Origin of the sequence: Pseudomonas sp. TKO26 (genome assembly GCF_003225665.1) — a bacterium.
Classification (GTDB): Bacteria; Pseudomonadota; Gammaproteobacteria; order Pseudomonadales; family Pseudomonadaceae; genus Aquipseudomonas; species Aquipseudomonas saponiphila.
Genome location: NZ_QKLN01000017.1, coordinates 44,118 through 64,334, shown reverse-complemented (window position 1 = coordinate 64,334; position 20,217 = coordinate 44,118). Strand labels below are relative to the sequence as shown.

Here is a 20,217-nt window from a genome sequence, read left to right as displayed (position 1 = left end):
ACGCTTTCTTGAACCCACCCCGATCCGGAGAAACACCATGAGCACCACTCGCACTCTGTCCGCCACCGCCCTGGTCCTGGCCCTGGGCTCCGCCCTGAGCATCGCCGCGGTGTCCACCACTGCCCATGCCGCCGACGACATGGAGAAGTGCTTCGGCGTGGCCATGAAGGGCAAGAACGATTGCGCCGCGGGCGCCGGCACCACCTGCGCCGGAACTTCCAAGGTCAACGATCAGGCCAATGCCTGGAAACTGGTGCCCAAGGGCACTTGCGAAAAAACCGCCAGCAGCACCTCGCCCACCGGCTTCGGCCAGCTCGAAGCCTTCAAAGCCAAGTCCTGATCCCGCATAAGCCTGAGTGTCGATAATGAACAGCGCCCTGATCCACAACACCCGCCACGACATTCAGGCGTGCACCCCGAGCCTGCCGCCCCGCGCAGGCCTGGGGCTCAAGAGCGAACACTTCAAGGACGTCCTCGAACAGCGGCCCGATATCGGCTTTTTCGAGGTGCATGCCGAGAACTACATGGTGGCGGGCGGGCCCTTCCATCATTACCTGGGGTTGATCCGCGCAGACTATTCGCTGTCGCTGCACGGCGTCGGCCTGTCCATCGGTGGCGAAGGCCCCCTGGACAGCGAGCACCTGCGGCGCCTGGCGGTGTTGATCGAGCGCTATCAACCCCAGTCCTTTTCCGAACACCTGGCCTGGTCCAGCCACGGCCCGGTGTTTCTCAACGACCTGCTGCCCCTGGCCTACGACGTGCCGACCCTGCAACGGGTCTGCGAACACATCGATCAACTGCAGAATCACCTGGGGCGCACCATGCTGCTGGAAAACCCCGCCACCTACCTGCAGTTCCAACGCTCGACCCTGGACGAGACGGACTTCATCCGCGAAGTGATCCAGCGCAGCGGCTGCGGCCTGCTGCTGGACGTCAACAACCTCTACGTCTCCTGCATCAACCACCAGCGCGATCCCCTGGCCTACCTGCAGGCACTGCCCCTACACGCGGTGGGCGAGATTCATCTGGCCGGGTTCGCCGAGGACCGGGACAGCCTCGGCGATCGCCTGTTGATCGATGACCACGGCGCCCCGGTGGACCGGGAAGTCTGGGCCCTGTACCAGCAGGCGCTGGAGCGGATCGGCCCCATGGCCACCCTGATCGAACGAGACAATCAGGTGCCGAGCCTGACCACCCTGCTGGAGGAGGCCGCTCAGGCACAGGCGCTGTTGCACCAGGCGCAGGTGCAGCCATGAGCAACCACGCCTGTTTTGCCCAGGCGCTACTGAGCGCCGAACCCACCTGCCCGGCGGGGCTCTGCAGCAGTAACGGCGCCGATCCGGCCAGCCGCTTCGCGGTCTATCGCAACAACGTGCAAGGCTCGCTGATCAATGCCCTCACCGAGGCCTACCCGGTGGTGGCGCAACTGGTGGGACAGACATTCTTCAGCGCCATGGCCCGCCTGTACGTGCAGGATTTCCCCCCACACAGCCCGTTGCTCAACGACTACGGCCAGGACCTGGCGGACTTCATCCAGGGCTTCGCTCCGGCGGCGGCCCTGCCTTATCTGGCCGATATGGCGCGCCTGGAACGGCTGCGGGTCGAGGCTTATCACGCCGCCGACGCCGAGCCCCTGCCACCGGCCCGGTTGCTGGCGGCGATGAACCAGCCCGATCGCCTCGGCCAGCTGTGCCTGCGACTGCATCCATCACTGCGCACCCTGCACTCGGCCTTCGCCGTCGTCAGCCTGTGGGCCGCTCACCAGAGCGATGCCGCCTGGCCGGCGTTCGACCTGCACCAGGGCCAGCACGCCCTGGTGCTGCGCAACGCTTTGGAGGTCGAGGTGATTGCCTTGGACCTCGGCGCCATGACCTTCATCGACGCTCTGCGCAATCACTGGCCGCTGGAAGTCGCGGCGGCCTATGCCCTGGATGCCCAGGCCGACTTCGACCTGGGCCAGTGCCTGGGCCTGCTGCTGGCCCACGGCGCCCTTATCGATCTGCAACCTCACCAGAAGGCGTGACCATGAACACCCAGACACCTGCCCCCGCTAGCGGACTGCTGCACCGGATCATTCAAGGGTTCGAGCGCATTCCCTACAGCCTGATCGCCTTTATCGCGCGGTTTTCCATCGCCGCGGTGTTCTGGAAATCCGGCCAGACCAAGATCGAAGGACTGGCCATCGACCTGTTCTCCGGGACTTTCGAACTGGGCTGGCCGCGCCTGGCCGACTCCACCATTCCCCTGTTCCAGAGCGAATACCACGTGCCCTTGCTGAGCCCGGAAGTGGCGGCGCACCTGGCGGCCTTCGCCGAGCACTTTTTCCCGGTGCTGATCCTGCTGGGACTGGCCACGCGTTTCTCCGCCCTGGCGTTGCTGGGGATGACCCTGACCATCCAACTCTTCGTCTACCCCGACGCCTACCCGACCCACGGCACCTGGGCGGCGATCCTCCTGTTGCTGATGGCCAAGGGCCCTGGAGTGTTGTCCCTCGACCACCTGCTGGCCCGGCACTTCCAGCGCAGCACGCTGTAGCTGTAGCCGCAGGAGCTTCAAGCGCTTCAAACCGGCGGCTGGCGGTGGCACCCCGCCCCAGGAACATGAGGCTACAAGCGATCCAGGGCCTCGCCACTGCGGCGGAACCAGTCCATCAGGTAATCGGCCAGTACCTGGGTGCGCCTGGGCAGGCCGCCCTGATAGGGGTGCACCAGGTACATCGGCATGCTGCGGGTCTGGTAGTCCCGCAACAGCCAGCGCAAGCGCCCATCGGCCAACTCGCTGTGCAGCACATAGGACGGCAGCCGGGCGATTCCGGCTCCCACCAGGGCGGCCTTCTTCAACAGGTTGTAGTGATTGCTGGCAAAGGGCCCGGAAACCCGCACCCGCAGCAGCTCGTGACGCTGGTGATAGAGCCACTCTTCCCGCCCGCTGTAGTGGCTGTTGAGCAGGCAGCGATGCTCGGCCAGCTGCGCGGGGGTCTGCGGCTCACCGTATTGCTCCAGATAGGCCGGGCTGGCGCAGGTCATTTCATGCCAGGCCAGCAATGGCCGGGCCACCAGGCGCTGGTCGCTGGCCACCTCGGAACGCACGGCCAGGTCAAAACCGTCCCGGGTCAGGTCGCGGTAGCTGTTGTTCAGGTCCAGCTCGATCTGCACCTGGGGATAGTGCCGGGAGAACTCCAGCAGCAGGCCGTCGAAAAAGGTTTCGCCCAGGGACACCGGTACGGTCAGGCGCACCGGCCCGGCCATGTCGTCCTTGAGCCGCGCCAGGGCCTGATGCGCCCGTTCGACCTGGGCCACCAGCGCCTGGGCCTGGGGCAGCAACGCCGCGCCGGCGGCGGTCAGGTCCAGGCGCCGGGTGGTGCGTTGCAACAGCACCACCGCGTAGCGCGCCTCCAGGGCGCTGAGGCGCTTGGACAACTGGCCCTTGCTGCACCCCAGGCGTTGGGCCGCCAGGGTAAAGCTGCCCGCCTCCACCAGCACGGCAAACGCCGCCAGATCATCCATCTCGCTCATGGACTGTTTCCATTTGAAAACCAAAGGTTGCCTATTAGCGCGTTAATCCACGAAAAAAAACCACTCTAGACTGCAAGCTCTTCCCCCCTTTCGAGGAACAAACCATGAAGATTCTCTTGATCGGTGCCAACGGCACTATTGGTTCGGCGGTCGCACGCGAGCTGGAGCAACGTCACCAAGTGGTACGCATCGGCCGCACCAGCGGCGAGTTCCAGGTGGATATCAGCGACAGCCAATCGATCCGCGCCCTGTTCGAGAAAACCGGGCGCTTCGATGCGCTGGTCTGCGCCGCCGGCAACGTCACCTTCGCGCCCCTGGCGGAGATGACCGCCGAGCACTTCGAGCTGGGCCTCAGGGACAAGCTGATGGGCCAGGTCAACCTGCTGCTGATCGGTCGCGAGTACGCCAACGACGGTGCGTCCTTCACCTTCACCACTGGCATCTTGAGCCACGACCCGATCCGCAGCGGCGCTTCGGCGGCCCTGGTCAACGGCGCCCTCGACAGCTTCGTGCGCGCCGCCGCCATCGAACTGCCCCGTGGCCTGCGGATCAACTCGATCAGCCCCAACGTGCTGCTGGAAGCCATGGACAGCTACGCCCCGTACTTCCGCGGCTTCAAGCCGGTGCCGGCGGCTGACGTGGCCCTGGCTTACGCCAAGAGCGTGGAAGGCCTGCAGACCGGCCAGACCTACCGCGTCGGCTAAGCCGGCTTATGAGCTGGCTTGTGTAGAAGCTGGCTCGCCAGCGAAGACGCCCTCCCGGACAACACAAGGCCTCAGGGCCTCTTCGCCGGCAAGCCGGCTCCTACGGTTGATGGCGCTGCTGCGGGCAATCCGGGGTTGTGGTGACCGGGCGGGCTGCGTAACGTGTCGGCTCCCGCTTGGAGGCCCGATGATGCGCACTGCCCGTTCACTGCTTTGTTTCGCCCTGCTACCGCTGTTTGCCGGCTGCCAGATGCTGCCGATGTTCAACCCTCAGCCCCAGGTGCCGTCCATGGCCGGGCTGACCCGGATGCAGGGTGAACTCAGTGCGGCGGACGGCAAGTTGCTGTTCAAGCCCTGCACTGAGGATCGCCGTTATGCGGTCAGTGACGGCGGCGGCACCAGCGTGCTGCAAGAGGCCGCCACCCTGGCGGAGAAACAGGGCAAGCTGTTCGCCGACCTGCGCGGCAAGTTCTCTGCCAGTGGCAGCAGCGACGGCCAACTGGACCTGCGCCAGCTGTACCGCGTCGAGCGCTCCGCCGGTGCCTGCGGCGACCCGAACTTCCAGCGCCTGATCCTGCGGGCAGGCAGCAAGAACCCGGCCTGGAACGTCGACGTCAGCGCCAAGGGCATGATGATCGAACGCGCCGGCCAGCCGACCCTGGCCCTGCCCTATCTGGAAGAACAGCTGGGGGACGGCCGTTTCAACCTCACCAGCGAAGCCAATCACCAGCGCGTGGAGCTCTGGGTAGCGCCGCAGCGTTGCGTCGACCCGGTGACCGGCAGCGTCCAGCACCTCAGTGCCGAACTGCGGGTGGACGGTCAGGTGCAGCGCGGTTGCGGCTATTTCGGCGGCTCGCGCAACGACTGATTCGACGAGCAGCGGTTTTAGCCTCACGGCGAGGGAGGATTGCGGCTTATAATCGCCGGTTTGTGCAAAGCAAGCCGGCGCACTGTTGCGCACCGCCTACCCGGACCCTGTCATGTTACGAATCACCGAACTCAAGTTGCCGATCGACCATCCCGATGAAGACCTGCGCGCCGCTATCGTGCAGCGCCTGGGAATCGCCAGCGATGAGCTGCTCGATTTCACCTTGTTCAAACGCAGCTACGACGCCCGCAAGAAGTCATCCGAGCTGTGCTTCATCTACACCATCGACCTCAGCGTGCGCGACGAAGCGCCGCTGCTGCTCAAGTTCGCCGACGACCGTAACGTCAACCCGGCGCCGGATGTCAGCTACAAGGTGGTGGGCCAGGCTCCGGCAGAGCTGAGCGAGCGGCCGATCGTGGTGGGTTTCGGCCCTTGCGGGATCTTCGCCGGCCTGTTGCTGGCACAGATGGGCTTCAAGCCGATCATCCTCGAACGCGGCAAGGAAGTGCGCCAGCGCACCAAGGACACCTGGGGCCTGTGGCGCAAGAGCGTGCTCAACCCCGAGTCCAACGTGCAGTTCGGCGAAGGCGGTGCCGGGACCTTCTCCGACGGCAAGCTCTACAGCCAGATCAAGGACCCGCAACACCACGGCCGCAAGGTGCTCCACGAGTTCGTCAAGGCCGGTGCGCCGGACGAGATCCTCTACGTCAGCAAGCCGCACATCGGCACCTTCCGCCTGACCGGCGTGGTGGAAAACATGCGCCAGCAGATCATCGCCCTGGGCGGTGAAGTGCGCTTCGAGCAGCGGGTGACCGACGTGCTGATCGAAGACGGCCAACTGCAGGGCGTGGAGCTGGCCAGCGGCGAACAGCTGCATTCGCGGCACGTGATCCTGGCCCTGGGCCACAGCGCCCGCGACACCTTCCGCATGCTTCATAGCCGTGGCGTGTACATGGAAGCCAAGCCGTTCTCGGTGGGTTTCCGCATCGAGCACCCGCAATCGCTGATCGACAGCGCGCGCCTGGGCAAGTACGCCGGCCACCCGAAACTCGGCGCCGCCGACTACAAGCTGGTGCACCACGCCAAGAACGGCCGTTCGGTCTACAGCTTCTGCATGTGCCCGGGCGGCACTGTGGTCGCCGCCACCTCCGAACCGAACCGGGTGGTGACCAACGGCATGAGCCAGTACTCGCGCAACGAGCGCAACGCCAACTCCGGCATCGTGGTCGGCATTACTCCGGAAGTGGATTACCCGGGCGGCCCGCTGGCGGGTATCGAGCTGCAGGAGCGTCTGGAATCCCACGCCTTTGTCCTCGGGGGCAGCAACTATCAGGCCCCGGCACAGCTGGTGGGCGACTTCATCGCCGGCAAGCCGACCACCGCCCTGGGCAGCGTCGAGCCCTCCTACAAGCCCGGCGTGAGCCTGGGCGACCTGGCCCTGGCGTTGCCGGACTTCGCCATCGAAGCCATTCGTGAAGCGTTGCCGGCCTTTGAGCGGCAGATCAAGGGCTACTCGCTGCACGACGCGGTGCTGACCGGTATCGAGACCCGCACCTCATCGCCACTGCGCATCACTCGCGATGTCTCGATGCAGAGCCTGAATGTGAAGGGGCTGTACCCGGCCGGTGAGGGCGCCGGTTATGCCGGGGGGATTCTCTCCGCCGGGGTCGACGGGATTCGCATTGCCGAAGCCGTGGCCCGCGACATCCTCGGCATTCAGGCCTGACGCAACGGCCCTTTCGCCGGCAAGCCGGCTCCTACCGCCTACCGTAGGAGCTGGCTTGCCGGCGAAGGTGTCGTCCAGAACCACGCAAGGCTCAAGGGCCTCTTCGCCGGCAAGCCGGCTCCTACGACAGGTTCAGATGCCGGCGCGCAATACGCTGGCCGGAAGTGCCTCGCCACGCTCGACGCTGGCCGCCACCGCATCGATCAACGCCGCCAGTTCATACCCCTGCTCTGCCAGCCACTGCTCATCGTAGTAGGTGGTCGCATAACGCTCGCCACCGTCACAGAGAATCGCCACGATCGAACCCGTCTCGCCGGCCGCGGCCATGTGCTCGGCGGCCATCAGCGCTCCGATCAGGTTGGTGCCGCTGGAGCCGCCCACCCGCCGCCCCAGGCGCTGGGCCAGGTAGTGCATGGCTGCCAGGGACAGGGCATCCGGCACCTTGACCATGGCGTCGATCACCTTGGGCAGGAACGACGCCTCGACCCGCGGCCGGCCGATGCCTTCGATTCGCGAACCGCAATCCAGGCGCAGACTGGCATCGCCGCTCTGGTAGTAGTCGAAGAACACCGAACGCTCAGCGTCGGCACACAGTACCCGGGTGCAGTGCTGGCGATAGCGCACATAGCGCCCCAGGGTCGCGGTGGTGCCGCCTGTGCCCGGGCTGGAGATCAGCCAGCTGGGCTCGGGATAACGCTCGAAGCGCAACTGCTGGAAGATCGATTCGGCGATGTTGTTGTTGGCCCGCCAGTCGGTGGCGCGCTCGGCGTAAGTGAACTGATCCATGAAGTGGCCGCCGCTCTCGCGGGCCAGGCGCTCGGACTCGGCATAGATCTGCGTCGGGTCCTGCACCAGATGGCTCTTGCCACCGTAGAAAGCGATCTGGGCGATCTTCTCCTGGGAGGTGGTCGCGGGCATCACGGCAATGAACGGCAGGCCCAGCAAACGGGCGAAATAGGCCTCGGAAATCGCCGTCGAGCCGCTGGAAGCCTCGATCACCGGCGCGCCGGGCTTGAGCCAGCCGTTACACAGCGCATAGAGAAACAGCGAGCGGGCCAGACGATGCTTGAGACTGCCGGTGGGATGGCTGGATTCATCCTTGAAATACAGCTCGATGCCCGGCTGTCCCGGCAACGGCAATGGAATCAGGTGGGTGTCGGCGCTGCGCTGGAAGTCGGCTTCGATGATGCGGATGGCCTCGCGGGCCCACTGGCGATTGTCGCTCATGTTCTATTCTCGTCAGATCGAACGCCGTACCGGCGCAAGAAGATGAAATGCACCCAATGTTGGATGGTCCGGGGGCGGGGCTCACAGGCCTTTTCTCTGGAAAAATGTCCCGCAACGCCCCGGATCAGACATGTTATGAAATAACTTTCAGGGCTTACAGGTACAGCTGAGAAGCAATTGGAAACACAACTGCAAACGAGCATTTTTAAGCGGGCCCTTTAGCCTCTGCATATAACAAAAAAGAATATAATTTTTGTTTTAACAACTAACTGCACAGGTTAGGGTGTGCCACCTATTTTCAGATTTAGATGGAGAGCGACCTTGCCTCTGCGTAGCACTTTCACTCGTTTCTTTGCCATGGAAGCTGCCAGCGGTCTGTTATTGATCGCCGCTGCCATCCTGGCTCTCATCATCAACAATTCGCCGCTGTCCTGGCTGTACAACGGCCTGCTGGAAACCCCGGTGGTAGCGCAGATAGGCGCCTTGAAGATCGCCAAACCGCTGTTGCTGTGGATCAACGACGGCCTGATGGCGCTGTTCTTCCTGCTGATCGGCCTTGAGGTCAAGCGCGAAGTCCTGGAAGGGCAACTGTCCAAGCCTTCGCAAATCGTCCTGCCGGGCATGGCGGCCATTGGCGGCATGCTGGTCCCGGCGCTGATCTACTGGTTTCTCAACCGGGACAACCCCGCAGCACTCAATGGCTGGGCGATCCCGACCGCCACCGACATCGCTTTCGCCCTGGGCGTCCTGGCGCTGCTGGGCAAGCGCGTACCGACCTCGCTGAAGCTGTTCCTCATGACCCTGGCGATCATCGATGACCTGGGGGCCATCGTGATCATCGCGATCTTCTACTCCGGCGCCCTGTCGACCCTGTCGCTGATGCTGGCGGCCGCCTGTATCGCCGCCCTGGTGGCGATGAACCGCATGGGGGTAGTGAAACTCGGGCCATACATGATCATCGGCCTGATTCTCTGGGTTTGCGTACTCAAGAGTGGCGTCCATGCCACCCTGGCCGGCGTGACCCTGGCGTTCTGTATTCCCCTGCGCACCCGCAATGCCGAGCCCTCGCCCTCGCAAGCCCTGGAACATGCTCTGCATCCCTGGGTGGCGTTCGGCATCCTGCCACTGTTCGCCTTCGCCAACGCCGGCCTGTCCCTGAGCGGCGTAACCCTTGAGAGCTTCACCCACCATGTACCGATGGGCATCGCCATCGGCCTGTTGCTGGGCAAGACCATCGGCGTGTTCGGCCTCAGCTGGCTCGCGGTCAAAGCCGGACTTACGGCCTTGCCGGCCGGCGCCAACTGGGGGCAGATCCTCGGGGTGGCGATTCTCTGCGGTATCGGCTTCACCATGAGCCTGTTCGTCGGCTCCCTGGCCTTTGAGCCCGGCAGCAGCGACTACGCAGGCATGGATCGCATGGGAATTCTCACCGGCTCGCTGCTGGCGGCACTGATCGGTTACGCCGTCACCGCGGCTGCCAGTCGCAAGAACACGGCGCTGAGCTCCTGATCAAACAGGATCCAACCGCCTGAAAACACAAAACCCCGACCAGTTGCCTGGCCGGGGTTTTGTTTTGCAGCAAAGGTATCAGCGAGTAACGCGGCTGGTGCCGTTGACGGTCATGATGCGTACGCGATCGCCAATCCGGAACACTTCGTTTTCCTGCACCTGCTGCACATAGGCACGCATGCTGCCGTCGTCTTCACGCACGGTGATTTCGACGCCCTGGGTGCGGGTCAGGCCTTCCTCAGTGGCCGAGCCCAGCAGACCGCCAGCAACCGCGCCGATCACCGCAGTGACGATGCTGCCACGACCACCGCCGATGGCGCTGCCACCCACGCCGCCGATCACAGCGCCAGCAGCGCCGCCGATCGGGGTCTTGGTGCCTTCGATTTTTACCGGACGCAGGGATTCGATGGTGCCCATACGCACGGTTTGCACGCGACGCGCTTCGTCGCGGGAGTAGGAGTCACCGGTCAGGTTAGAGGCACAACCGCCGAGCAACGTTGCCATCGCGGTGAAAGACGCAACCAGCAAAACAGACTTACGCATAGGATCAACTCCAAAGGACAGATGGTCATTAGACTCCGCAGCTTGACGCCTGTCACGGCGCAGCCCGGATAAAATTGGTTTCATTCAGCCGAAGTACAGACGGTATGAACGCTAAAACTTCTCAATACGGTGATGCCGGTTTCCCGCAGAGCGCCACCGAACAAAGGATTCCCCATGGATTACTTCATCATCATCGTGACCACTGTCGCCGGTCTGTACTTCCACTGGTGGCTGTATGTACGCATCAAGCGCTGGACAGACCGGGACCTGGCGCTGTCCATGGCCGGGAGCGATGAGCAGAAGAAGCAATTCATGCTGCAACAACTAGCCGAGGCCCAACGCCAGAAAGTAAAACGCCGGGACCTGCCGCAATGGCTCGAAGCCGCTGCGGCCGGTTATCCCAGCGAATGACCCGCAGCCCTCAGGGAGCCAGACGTTCGCGGACCCACTGCTCGCCCTGCAGGCGATAGTTCAAGCGATCATGCAGGCGGCTGGGACGCCCCTGCCAGAACTCGATACGCTCCGGCAGCAAGCGATAACCACCCCAGTGTTCCGGGCAATCGGGCTGGCTGTCGCTGAAGCGCGCCTCAGTGGCCTTGAGCAGTTCCTGCAACTCGGCGCGATCGGCGATCACCCGGCTTTGCGGTGAAGCCCAGGCCCCCAGGCGGCTACCCAGAGGACGAACCTGGTAATAGGCATCGGACTCCTGCGGCGTGACCTTGGCCACCCGGCCTTCAATCCGTACCTGACGCTCCAGGGTTGGCCAGAAGAAGGTCATGGCAGCAAAGGGCCGTGCAGCCAGTTGCTGCCCCTTGGCGCTCTCATAGTTGGTGAAGAAGGTAAAACCTTGTTCATCCAACCCCTTGAGCAACAGGATGCGGCAATGGGGGCGACCGTCGGTATCGACGGTCGCCAGGGTCATGGCATTGGCCTCTACCGGGGGCTGCTCGGTTTTCACCGCATCGGCAAACCACTGGTGGAACAGCGCAAAGGGCTCGTCCGGGGCCTGGGCCTCGGACAAACCATCGCGGGTGTAATCGCGGCGCATATCAGCCAGAGACTGCGTCATGCCTGCTTCCTTTTCCTTGAGAATCAGTTGTTAGCTTGCGCGACCTTCTTGGCCGGAGCTGGCGCTTTTTTCGCCGGAGCCTTCTTGGCGGCAGGCTTCTTGGCGGCGCTGGACTTCTTCGCCGGTGCTGCGGCCTTTTTGCCGCTTGCAGCTGGCACAGGCGGCTTGGCGTCCTGCACGGCGACCATTTCAGTCTCGGATGGCGTCGGCTGGTTGTACTTGCTCAGCAGGCCCAACAGGGTGCTGCGCTGGGTCAGCATGATTTCCACACGACGGTTCAGCGAACGGCCCTGCGGGCTGTCGTTGGCGGCGCGCGGCATCACGGCGCCCATGCCACGCAGCATCAGGCGGTCCTGCTTCAAGCCGCTGAGGCTGAAAATGGCCGCAACGGACTGTGCACGATCGCGGCTCAGTTTCTGGTTGGCCAGGGTCGGACCGGTAGCATCGGCATGCCCGAGGATCAGCACGGCCGTCTTGGGATCGCCTTCAACCGCCTTGGCCACGCGGGTGAACGGGCCCAGGGTCACAGGCAGCAGCATGGCCGGACGATCCGGGTTGAAGGAGGCATCGACCAGCGCCGTGACTACCAGCACGTTTTCACGACGTTCCACTTGCAGCTTGCTGTCCTTCACCGCTTCACGCAGGCGTGGCTCGTAGTCGTCCAGCCAGGCCTGGGTGATTTTCGGATCGGGCATCGGCACGTCCGCCACATTCACTTTGCTCAGCGGCTTGGGCTCGCTCTTGGCGAACGGCCACCACCAGTGAGTCTCGGAATCCGCCGCCTTGGCCACTGCCGGAGCAGGAGCCGGCTCGGCCTTCTTGGCTTCGGCGACCGGCTTGTCGGCGGAGTCCTTGGAGGAGAACGGCCACCACCAACTGCTGCTTTCGGCCTTCGCGGCGGGAGCGGCTGGGGCTGGTACTGCGGCCACGGGAGCAGGTGCAGGAGCCGGTTCGGCAGCCGCAGCAACGGCCGGCTTGGCGGCGGCCGGTGCTTTGCCGGCTGGCGCTGCTGGTTTGGCAGAAGCGGTGGCTTTGGCGGCAGGCGCTGGCGCAGCGGCTTTGGCCGCTACCGCCGGTTTGCCCGCGGGAGCGGCAGGCGCCGCTTCGGCTGCGGCCGGTTTCTCGGCCGCTTGCGGGGCTTGATTGCTGCTGCTCTTGTCGGACCCGAACGACCACCAATGGCCGCCATCCGCTTCATTTTGTGGGGTTTGTGCGCAACCGGTGACGGTCAGGCAGATGGCCAAGGCTAGAGACTTGTTTGACGACATGGGATATCCACAAAATGAGATAAAAATTTCGGTCTAAATAACCGCTACAAACAGACGCTTGGAAATTATAAAAGCCACAGGGTTCATGCCTGCAGCTTTTCCAGCATGTTTAAGCAAAAAAGTTCTTAACAGCAACCTTTTTACAGACAATCCGACAAAACCCGCACCAGCTTCTGCGCCCGCGGATCCATCAAGACATAAGGCCCCAGGGTATTTGTCACAAAACCGAAGGCCACGTCATGTTCCGGGTCAGCAAATCCGATGGAACCGCCGGCCCCCGGATGCCCGAATGCCCGAGCGCCCAAGCCGAAAGTGGCATTGGCGACCTGGGGCTGGTCGAGCATGCAACCCAGGCCAAACCGGGTCTGGGTCAGCAAGGTCTTGTCCATGCCCAGGCTGTGCTCACGGGTCAGTTCCTCGAGCATGTCGGCCTCCAGCAAACTGCCATCGAGCAAGCCGCTGTAGAAGCCGGCAAGACTGCGGGCATTGCCATGGCCATTGGCCGCCGGCTGCTGCATGCGCCGCCACTCGGGTTTATTGGTGCTGGTCATGATAGACGGAGGATTGGTAAAGGCCCGAGTGGTCATCGCCGTAGGCTCGCGCATGGTCACTTGCAACAGGCGCTGGGCCGCGGCATCGCCGACATTGCCCTTGCCCCGGGCGATATGCGCGACCCGATGAAACTCCTCGTCAGCCAGGCCCACATGGAAATCCAGCCCCAAAGGCCTGGCCACGCGGGCCACGATAGACTCCCCCGGGCCACGGCCATCGGCCCGCCGGATCAGTTCTCCCACCAGCCAGCCATAGGTGATGGCCGCATAACCATGCCCTTCGCCCGGCGTCCACCAGGGCTGCTCTGCAGCCAGGGCATCGACCATGGTTTGCCAGTCGTACAGGGCTTCGGCAGGCAGCAACTCACGCAGCGCCGGCAGCCCGGCCTGGTGGCAGAGCAACTGACGCAGGGTAATCGCCGCCTTGCCCGAGGCGGCGAATTCCGGCCAGTAATCGGCCACGGGCGCATCCAGCTTGAGCTTGCCTTCGGCCACCAGTTGCAGCGCGGTGACTGCGGTGAAGGTCTTGGTGCAGGAAAACAGGTTGGCGATGGTGTCGCTGTGCCAGGCTTCGGCGCCATCCTTGTCGGCGGTGCCGGCCCAGAGGTCGATGACGTTTCCCCCGCCGATCTGGATGCACAGCGCCGCGCCGCGCTCCTGAGGATCTTCGAACAATGCCGCGAAGGCCTCGCGTACCGCCTCGAATTTAAGTTCGTAATGGCCTTGAATCTGCACCCCTGACTTCCCCCGCAACAATGCTCGACAACGTGGCGCGCATTGTTCCAGCACCGAAGGCATTTGGGAACAGCCGCCAGGGCAGGCAAGGTCTCTCGCTCAAGGAGGCGACCAGGCGCTGCCCGGCGTCTCGCGAAAGCCGCTGATCAGGCCAGCCACTCAATGACCGTTACCCGAGTGGCCACCCGCGTGTCCGCCAAGCCCCTTGCCAGCGTGGGACTTGCCCCCCCCCTCGCCTTCGCGCCCGCCAGCCTCCACCCGCGTCGCCTCGACCCGGGCCTGCTCCGCGACCTTGGCCAGTTGCTCCAGGGCCTGCAGGTTGCTCTTGCGCACCGTCTCGACAAAGCCCTGGAACGGCACATCGGTAATGCCCACCAGGCCAAAATGTCCGTTTTCACCGTCCAGCAAGCGCCCGGTCACGGGCTGGTCCAGATACTGGAACCAATGCACACCAACAATCGACGGCTCGCTCAGCGCCTGCTTGAGGAAGTTGGCGTAGGCCGGGCCACGCTCCTCTTCCCGGGCCAGTTCGGTCACACCGCCCCAGAACGGACCGCGATCCCGGGAGCCGAAGTTGAACTCGGTCACCAGCACCGGCTTGTCCAGGCTGCGCAAATAGGCGAAGTCCTGACCGTCCTGCGGCTTGAGGGTGTAGAGATTGAAACTCAATACATCGCAGTACTGGGCGCAGGCGGCCACCGCTTCGGGGTTGCTGACGGCAAAACGACCGCCCAGCAGCAGGTGATTGGGGGCATGCCACTTCAAAGAGTCGGCGATGGTCTTGAAATAAGTCTCGGCAAAGACTTTCTGGAAATACTTGAAGTCAGCCTCGATTTCCGGGTGCTCGGGACTTGGCAACGGCGGTACGAAGCCCGGGTCCTCCATCAGCTCCCAGGCCGGCAGGTCGATGCCCCAGGCTTTCGACAGGCCCGCCTGATTGCGGTACTTGTCCCGCAGTTGCTTGAGGAAGGCGCGCTTGGCCGGGACGTCGGTGGTCAGGCGCAAGGTGCCGTAGGCCAGGGCATAGCGGGCTTTCGGATCATCTCCGGGACCGGCCCAGGCCAGTTCGTTGTCGGCAAAGTAGCCAATCAGCCAGGGATCGTCGCGGTGATCGCGGGCGGCAATCGCCACCGCGCGCTCGGTGGCCATGGCAAAGCGCGGGTCGAAGGGATCGGGCATGCCGCCCCACCAATCGCTGCCGGTGCTGATGCTGGCGTAGTCGCCGACGATGGACAGCGGCACGGTGTAGGGCACACGGTCGGCCAGCCCCAGGGCCGGCGCGCTCCAGTTGCCGATGGTGTTGAACCCCCAGGCCTGCAGACGATCCAGGGTGTGCTCGACCCAGCGCTTCTCGTCAAACGCCGGCGGCGCGCACGGAACGGCCGCCTCCGCCGCCGCAGGCTGGGCCTGGTTGGCGGACGCCCCGTCCGCCGCCGAGTCGTCATGGACGCAAGGCTTGCCATAGGTGCGCTGCAGGTTGGCCCGGTAGAAGTCGTACCAACGGCCGGCGTTATAGCCACGCCCCTGGTCGGCACCATTGCCACCGCGGTTGTCGCCTTCGCCGTAATAGGCGGCCAGGGGCTCGTCGTCCTTGGGCAAGGCGCTGAACATCCACTCGCGCCCGGCGACATAGGTCTGACTGTTGTCCGGGGCCACGGTGTTGACTCCCAGCGAGTAGAACGGATGCCCTTGCGGGGTCACCAGGAACCAGCGGCCATCGCGTTTTTCCGTGCGGAAGAAGCCGCTGGCCTTGAAGTCCGGGCCCTGGCTTGAGCCGCCGAACTTGTCCAGCGGCGCCTTCTCGCGCTCGCCGAGCCAGCCCTTGAGCTGTTGCTGCTCCCTGGCATCGGCTGCCTTGAGCTGATCATCGCTGCTGACCTTTTCCGGCCAGCGGGCCCGGGTCGACTGACCGTAGCCATCCACCAGCGAAGCGTAGACCGCCTTGATCACGCCCTCATCATCCAGCACGCCGAAGCGCTCAAGGAGGATGCTCTGGGTTGCCTTGGGGTTATCCAGGGACAGGGTGACCGATACCACCTGACTGCGGTCCAGTTGCCCTTCACTACTGGCCAGCAGAATGCGCTGGCCATCCACGGTCATCGGCATTGGCGGCGCAGCCTTCATGCCCTGGCTCAGGGGACCGCTGGCCACCAGGGGCACCAGCAAGGTCTGCGCCGGGCCGGCCGGCAGGTCGACGCGGCTGACCAGGGTCTTGCCGTCGTTGCTCTGAATGCTCACGTACAGGGTCAGGGCCCAGTTCATCGCACTCTGGATGCGCAGGCTCATCATCCCCGACTGCGACCAGTCCCAGGCGCCGCTCTGCGGCGTCAGGCTCAGGCTCGGCTTGGCGGTGGGGTTGAAGGTGATCCGCCGCAGCACTTCGCCCTCGGCCGTCTGCTCCGCATTGGACTGCGGCAGGCTGGCATCTTGTGTCGCCACCTGCACCACGGCGGCAGGTCGGACAAAGTTGAACAGCGTCTGTTGTCCGGCTGGGGCCGCCAGTACCGGCGCGGCAAACAACAGGGCAAATACAGTGGGCAACGAACGGCGAATCATATGAACCTGGCTCTCCCTAAAGGCCGATGAACGGCCGGTGCTGAAGCGGTGACGTGAAATAGACAGCACGGCGCGCAAAGGTGCGCGCCGTGCTCAAGATATTTCTCGGCGAAATGGCGGCAAGGCATTGAGGATAGCCTTGCCATAGCGCTGGGTGACCAGGCGGCGGTCCAGCAGGGTGATGGTGCCGCGGTCCTGTTCGGTGCGCAGCAGGCGACCGCAGGCCTGGACCAGCTTGAGGGAGGCGTCCGGCACCGAGATTTCCATGAACGGATTGCCGCCCCGGGCCTCGATCCACTCTGCCAGCGCCGCTTCCACCGGATCGTCCGGCACCGAGAACGGGATCTTGGCAATCACCACGTGCTCACAGTAGGCACCGGGCAGGTCCACCCCTTCGGCAAAACTCGCCAGACCGAACAGCACGCTGGAATCGCCGCCGTCGACCCGGGCCTTGTGCTTGTTCAGGGTTTCCTGCTTGGACAGGTTGCCCTGGATGAACACCTGCTTGCGCCAGTCGCGATCCAGGCCGTCGAACACGTCCTGCATCTGTTTGCGCGAGGAGAACAGCACCAGGGTGCCGCGCGAGCCCTCCACCAGCTCCGGCAGGTCGCGGATGATCGCCGCGGTATGCGCCGGCGCATCCCGCGGGTCGGCCCGCAGGTCGGGCACCCGCAGCACCCCGGCATCGGCGTGATGGAAGGGGCTGGGCACCACGGCGGTGACGGCTTTCTTCGGCAGGCCGGCGCGCATGCGGAAACGGTCGAAGGTGCCCAGGGCGGTCAGGGTCGCGGAGGTCACCAAGGCGCCGTAGGCCACGTTCCACAGATTGCGCCGGAGCATCTCCGCGGCGAGGATCGGGCTGGCGTTGACCTCAATGTCGAACAGCGAGCCGCTCTCGGCCAGGGTCAGCCAGCGGGCCATGGGCGGGTTGTCTTCCGGGTCTTCGACGGTGAATGCGGTCCACAACTCCCAGTTGCCCGAGGCCCGCGCCAGCAGGCTGCCGAACAGCGGGTACCACTCTTCGGCCTGGTTGCTGGCGATGCCGATATTGACCTCGCCATCCATGCCTTCCTTGAGCAGCTCGGTGAGGCGGGTGAACAGGTCGGTAAGACGGGAGAAGCCCTTCTTCAGCTCGATGCCCATCTCGCGCATGTGCTCGGGGATCAGCCCGCCGACGAAACGATGGCGCGGCCGTTCGCGGCCCTCCATGTCTTCGCCGGTCTTGAAGTCGGCGATCTGCTCGCAGGCGCTGAACATGAACTGCTGCTGGGTCTTGATCTCCCGCGCCAGCTCCGGCACCTGCTCGATCAGGCGCCCCAGGTCCCCGGGCAGCGGGTGCTGGGCCAGCAGCTTGGTGAGGTTCTTGGCGGTCTGCTCCAGCCAGTCGGCGGTGGAACGCAGCCGGGTGTAATGGGCAAAGTGGCCGATGGCCTTGTCCGGCAGGTGGTGGCCTTCGTCGAACACATAGAGGGTGTCGCGCGGGTCCGGCAGCACGGCGCCGCCACCCAGGGCCAGGTCGGCCAGGACCATGTCGTGGTTGGTGACGATCACGTCCACCTTGCCCATGCCTTCGCGGGCCTTGTAGAAGGCGCACTGGCCGAAATTAGGGCAATGGCGGTTGGTGCACTGGCTGTGGTCGGTGGTCAGGCGCGCCCAGTCGGCGTCTTCCAGGGCCGTGGGCCAGCTGTCGCGGTCGCCGTCCCATTTATTCCCGGCGAGCTTCTCAATCATGCTGGTGAACAGCTTCTGGCTGGCTTCATCCACTTCGATCTTGAAGCCTTCCTCCTCGAACAACTGGGCCGTGGCGGTCTGCGCGTGACCTTCCTGGAGCAGCATGTCGAGCTTGGACAGGCACATGTAGCGCCCCCGACCCTTGGCCAGGGAGAAGCTGAAGTTCAGCCCGCTGTTGCGCATCAGGTCCGGCAGGTCCTTGTAGACGATCTGTTCCTGCAGGGCGACGGTGGCGGTGGCGATCACCAGGCGCTTGCCGGCGGCCTTGGCCGTGGGAATCGCCGCCAGGCTGTAGGCCACGGTCTTGCCGGTACCGGTGCCGGCTTCCACGGCGACTACCGCCGGGTCGCCACTGCGCCGGCCTTCGTCGTCGGTGTCGATATCACCCAGGACCTTGGCCACTTCGGCGATCATCAGGCGCTGGCCGTAACGCGGCTTGAGGCTCTTGGCTTCGAGAAAACGCGAGTAGGCGCCCTGGATCGTGGTTTTGAGTTCGTTGCTGATCATGGTTTTTCGGGCGCACAAAACGCTGGATAAATTTTCAGTGGTTCGAATCGGCCGCTATCATACCCCGCTAATTCATCCCGCGCAGAACGGAGTACCCCAATGACCGCTTTCGCCCTTGCCTACACCCTGCACGTGCTGGCCGCCCTGGTCTGGGTCGGCGGCATGTTTTTCGCCTGGATGGTCCTGCGCCCCGCGGCCGTGGCAGCCCTTGAGGGACCGGCAAGACTGCAGCTGTGGACGCAAGTGTTTCCGCGTTTTTTCGTCTGGGTCTGGGTCGCCGTGGTGCTGTTGCCGATCAGTGGTATCGGCCTGCTGCATTTGCGCTTCAGCGGCTTTGAAACCGCGCCCAAGTATGTGCAGATCATGATGGGCCTGTATCTGGTGATGACCGCCCTGTTCATCCGCATCCAGTCCCTGCAACTGCCGGAGCTGCGCAAGGCCGTCGCGGCGCAGGACTGGCCGGCCGGCGCCGCGGCGCTGGGCAAGATCCGCCGGCTGGTGGGCAGCAACCTGATCATCGGCCTGCTGCTGGTGGCGCTGGCCGCGGCCCGGCCGACCTTCTGAATGCAAGCGCCCGCTACAAAAGCGGGCGCCTGGGGAACCGCGGCCTCAAGCCGCCTGTTACAAACGCTGGACCGTCAGCGAACCCGCTTCTCCCGCAGGTCCTGCCTGGCCTTGGGCGCCAGGGCGACCGCTCTTGCCGCCGTCGGTGCGATACACCAGGCAGCCCTTGGACTTGCCCCCGGCACCCGGCTTACCTCCAGCACCGGCCAGGCCACCGGCACCACCATCGACCAGCACCTTGATCTGCTCGCTGGGGAAGTCACGGGGCAACTCGAGGCGGACCTGGGCGCCCGCCGCCCCTGGTCGTCCATTGCCACCGTTGTCCCCATCGGCGCCGCGCCCGGCCTGGCCCCAGGTGCACCCCGGCTCCTCACCGTTGGCGCCGTCGAGGCCGACATAACCAGGAATACCGGCACCGCCTCGAGCGTCCACGGACAAGGTCTCGGCCTTCAGGGATTCAAACCGCAGGTTCAGGTTGCGCCCCGGCTTGGGCGCCTTTTCAAAAGTGCCCGGCGCACCGCGGGAGCTGATCTGGCTGCCGCTGTCCAACTGCGCACGCTGGACCCGCAACTCCAGGCTTTGCCCGGTCGGCACGATGGCGATCCGCGCCTCGCGCCCCAGGTGCAGCTCGTCGACCTTGAGCTCGGTGACATTGGCCGGAATCAGCAAGGTGCCGTAGTCCGCCACGTCGAGGCGCTCCAGCTGCAAGGTGCTAGTGGTATTGGGCAGGCGCATGAAGGAGTTGCTTTCGACCTGCACCACCTGGGCCACGGCCAGGGGACTGCAGAACAGGGCCAGCAGGCAGAGCTTACGCATGATCGGTCTCGACAGCAGGAACAACAGCGGGAAGGGTTTGCAGGTGAAAGATCCCCACCAGCAGGATTTGCAGACGATCACGCCAGGGATGCGCACGGTCCTTGAGGCTGCCATTGAACAGCAGCAGTTCCAGCAAATGGGTCAACAGCAACAGACTGCCCGCCAGATTGACCAGCAGATGCAATGGATTGACCAATGGCTTGGCCAGATTGATCAGCACCACCAGCCAAAAAACCAACGTCAGAAATTTACCCATCCCCCACAACAACTTCATACGCTCCCCTCGTGAATTATTCTTTGCGCGCACAGTAACGATTTATCCCGGGGG

General features: G+C 64.3%; 20 protein-coding genes. 10 read left to right on the top strand and 10 right to left on the bottom strand.

The genetic code is table 11. From position 1 onward, the window contains the following. Window positions 1-37 precede the first annotated feature (37 nt). The 4 genes from DNK59_RS21640 to DNK59_RS21625 are packed head-to-tail and all read left to right on the top strand — an operon-like array spanning window position 38 to window position 2,535. Window positions 38-340 (top strand): DUF2282 domain-containing protein, encoded by a 303-nt coding sequence (locus DNK59_RS21640; protein ID WP_016967590.1) that lies wholly within the window; start codon window positions 38-40, stop codon window positions 338-340. Between the two features lie 25 nt (window positions 341-365). After that, window positions 366-1,256, top strand: a complete 891-nt coding sequence (locus DNK59_RS21635) for a DUF692 domain-containing protein (RefSeq protein ID WP_110724543.1) — start codon at window positions 366-368, stop codon at window positions 1,254-1,256. Continuing rightward, window positions 1,253-2,023, top strand: coding sequence for a DNA-binding domain-containing protein (locus DNK59_RS21630; RefSeq protein ID WP_110724542.1), 771 nt, complete (start codon window positions 1,253-1,255; stop codon window positions 2,021-2,023). Before DNK59_RS21635 ends, DNK59_RS21630 begins: the two co-directional genes overlap by 4 nt. 2 nt (window positions 2,024-2,025) lie before the next feature. Then, a complete protein-coding gene (locus tag DNK59_RS21625; RefSeq protein ID WP_110724541.1) occupies window positions 2,026-2,535 on the top strand; it encodes a DoxX family protein in 510 nt (169 codons plus the stop codon). Between the two features lie 71 nt (window positions 2,536-2,606). Here the strand turns inward: DNK59_RS21625 and DNK59_RS21620 are convergent, their stop codons facing one another. Next, window positions 2,607-3,515 (bottom strand): LysR family transcriptional regulator, encoded by a 909-nt coding sequence (locus DNK59_RS21620; protein ID WP_110724540.1) that lies wholly within the window; start codon window positions 3,513-3,515, stop codon window positions 2,607-2,609. A 104-nt stretch (window positions 3,516-3,619) separates the two neighbouring features. Here DNK59_RS21620 and DNK59_RS21615 point away from each other — a divergent pair, with 104 nt between their 5' ends. The 3 genes from DNK59_RS21615 (at window position 3,620) to DNK59_RS21605 (ending at window position 6,813) form a co-directional block, all read left to right on the top strand. Next, window positions 3,620-4,219, top strand: a complete 600-nt coding sequence (locus DNK59_RS21615) for a short chain dehydrogenase (protein WP_092320215.1) — start codon at window positions 3,620-3,622, stop codon at window positions 4,217-4,219. Window positions 4,220-4,409: 190 nt separating this feature from the next. Continuing rightward, window positions 4,410-5,087: a COG3650 family protein gene (locus tag DNK59_RS21610; RefSeq protein ID WP_177431283.1), complete on the top strand. Its 678-nt coding sequence runs from the start codon at window positions 4,410-4,412 to the stop codon at window positions 5,085-5,087. 112 nt (window positions 5,088-5,199) lie between these two features. Then, the gene (locus DNK59_RS21605; protein WP_110724538.1) at window positions 5,200-6,813 is read left to right on the top strand and encodes an NAD(P)/FAD-dependent oxidoreductase; all 1,614 of its coding nucleotides are present in this window, start codon (window positions 5,200-5,202) and stop codon (window positions 6,811-6,813) included. A gap of 132 nt (window positions 6,814-6,945) precedes the next feature. On the opposite strand, the gene DNK59_RS21600 is transcribed toward DNK59_RS21605, so the two are convergent. Next, the gene (locus DNK59_RS21600; RefSeq protein WP_110724537.1) at window positions 6,946-8,040 is read right to left on the bottom strand and encodes a PLP-dependent cysteine synthase family protein; all 1,095 of its coding nucleotides are present in this window, start codon (window positions 8,038-8,040) and stop codon (window positions 6,946-6,948) included. A 321-nt stretch (window positions 8,041-8,361) separates the two neighbouring features. Here DNK59_RS21600 and nhaA point away from each other — a divergent pair, with 321 nt between their 5' ends. Further along, the gene (nhaA, locus tag DNK59_RS21595) at window positions 8,362-9,549 is read left to right on the top strand and encodes a Na+/H+ antiporter NhaA (RefSeq protein ID WP_110724536.1); all 1,188 of its coding nucleotides are present in this window, start codon (window positions 8,362-8,364) and stop codon (window positions 9,547-9,549) included. 78 nt (window positions 9,550-9,627) lie between these two features. Here nhaA and DNK59_RS21590 read toward each other — a convergent pair whose 3' ends face one another. Further along, window positions 9,628-10,092: a glycine zipper 2TM domain-containing protein gene (locus tag DNK59_RS21590; protein ID WP_060837850.1), complete on the bottom strand. Its 465-nt coding sequence runs from the start codon at window positions 10,090-10,092 to the stop codon at window positions 9,628-9,630. A 174-nt stretch (window positions 10,093-10,266) separates the two neighbouring features. Between DNK59_RS21590 and DNK59_RS21585 the strand changes: the two genes are divergently transcribed. Next, window positions 10,267-10,503, top strand: a complete 237-nt coding sequence (locus tag DNK59_RS21585; RefSeq protein WP_092320211.1) for a hypothetical protein — start codon at window positions 10,267-10,269, stop codon at window positions 10,501-10,503. A 10-nt stretch (window positions 10,504-10,513) separates the two neighbouring features. On the opposite strand, the gene pdxH is transcribed toward DNK59_RS21585, so the two are convergent. The 5 genes from pdxH to dinG form a co-directional block, all read right to left on the bottom strand. Then, complete coding sequence (gene pdxH, locus DNK59_RS21580) at window positions 10,514-11,161, bottom strand: pyridoxamine 5'-phosphate oxidase (protein ID WP_092320210.1); 648 nt, start codon at window positions 11,159-11,161, stop codon at window positions 10,514-10,516. A 23-nt stretch (window positions 11,162-11,184) separates the two neighbouring features. Next, the gene (locus DNK59_RS21575) at window positions 11,185-12,429 is read right to left on the bottom strand and encodes an OmpA family protein (RefSeq protein WP_110724535.1); all 1,245 of its coding nucleotides are present in this window, start codon (window positions 12,427-12,429) and stop codon (window positions 11,185-11,187) included. A gap of 140 nt (window positions 12,430-12,569) precedes the next feature. Beyond that, on the bottom strand, window positions 12,570-13,715 hold the full coding sequence (locus DNK59_RS21570) for a serine hydrolase domain-containing protein (RefSeq protein ID WP_110724534.1): 1,146 nt from the start codon (window positions 13,713-13,715) through the stop codon (window positions 12,570-12,572). A 159-nt stretch (window positions 13,716-13,874) separates the two neighbouring features. Continuing rightward, window positions 13,875-16,271, bottom strand: a complete 2,397-nt coding sequence (locus tag DNK59_RS21565) for a beta-galactosidase (protein WP_110724533.1) — start codon at window positions 16,269-16,271, stop codon at window positions 13,875-13,877. Window positions 16,272-16,364: 93 nt separating this feature from the next. Next, window positions 16,365-18,509, bottom strand: coding sequence for an ATP-dependent DNA helicase DinG (dinG, locus tag DNK59_RS21560; RefSeq protein WP_016965278.1), 2,145 nt, complete (start codon window positions 18,507-18,509; stop codon window positions 16,365-16,367). A 99-nt stretch (window positions 18,510-18,608) separates the two neighbouring features. On the opposite strand from dinG, the gene DNK59_RS21555 reads away from it, so the two are divergent. Continuing rightward, window positions 18,609-19,073, top strand: a complete 465-nt coding sequence (locus tag DNK59_RS21555) for a CopD family protein (RefSeq protein WP_092320206.1) — start codon at window positions 18,609-18,611, stop codon at window positions 19,071-19,073. A gap of 57 nt (window positions 19,074-19,130) precedes the next feature. Here DNK59_RS21555 and DNK59_RS21550 read toward each other — a convergent pair whose 3' ends face one another. Together DNK59_RS21550 and DNK59_RS21545 are read right to left on the bottom strand one after the other, a co-directional pair. Then, the gene (locus DNK59_RS21550; RefSeq protein WP_110724532.1) at window positions 19,131-19,889 is read right to left on the bottom strand and encodes a collagen-like protein; all 759 of its coding nucleotides are present in this window, start codon (window positions 19,887-19,889) and stop codon (window positions 19,131-19,133) included. Next, window positions 19,882-20,163, bottom strand: coding sequence for a DUF1145 domain-containing protein (locus DNK59_RS21545; RefSeq protein WP_110724531.1), 282 nt, complete (start codon window positions 20,161-20,163; stop codon window positions 19,882-19,884). The genes DNK59_RS21550 and DNK59_RS21545 overlap by 8 nt, the downstream gene beginning before the upstream one ends. Window positions 20,164-20,217: the final 54 nt, after the last annotated feature.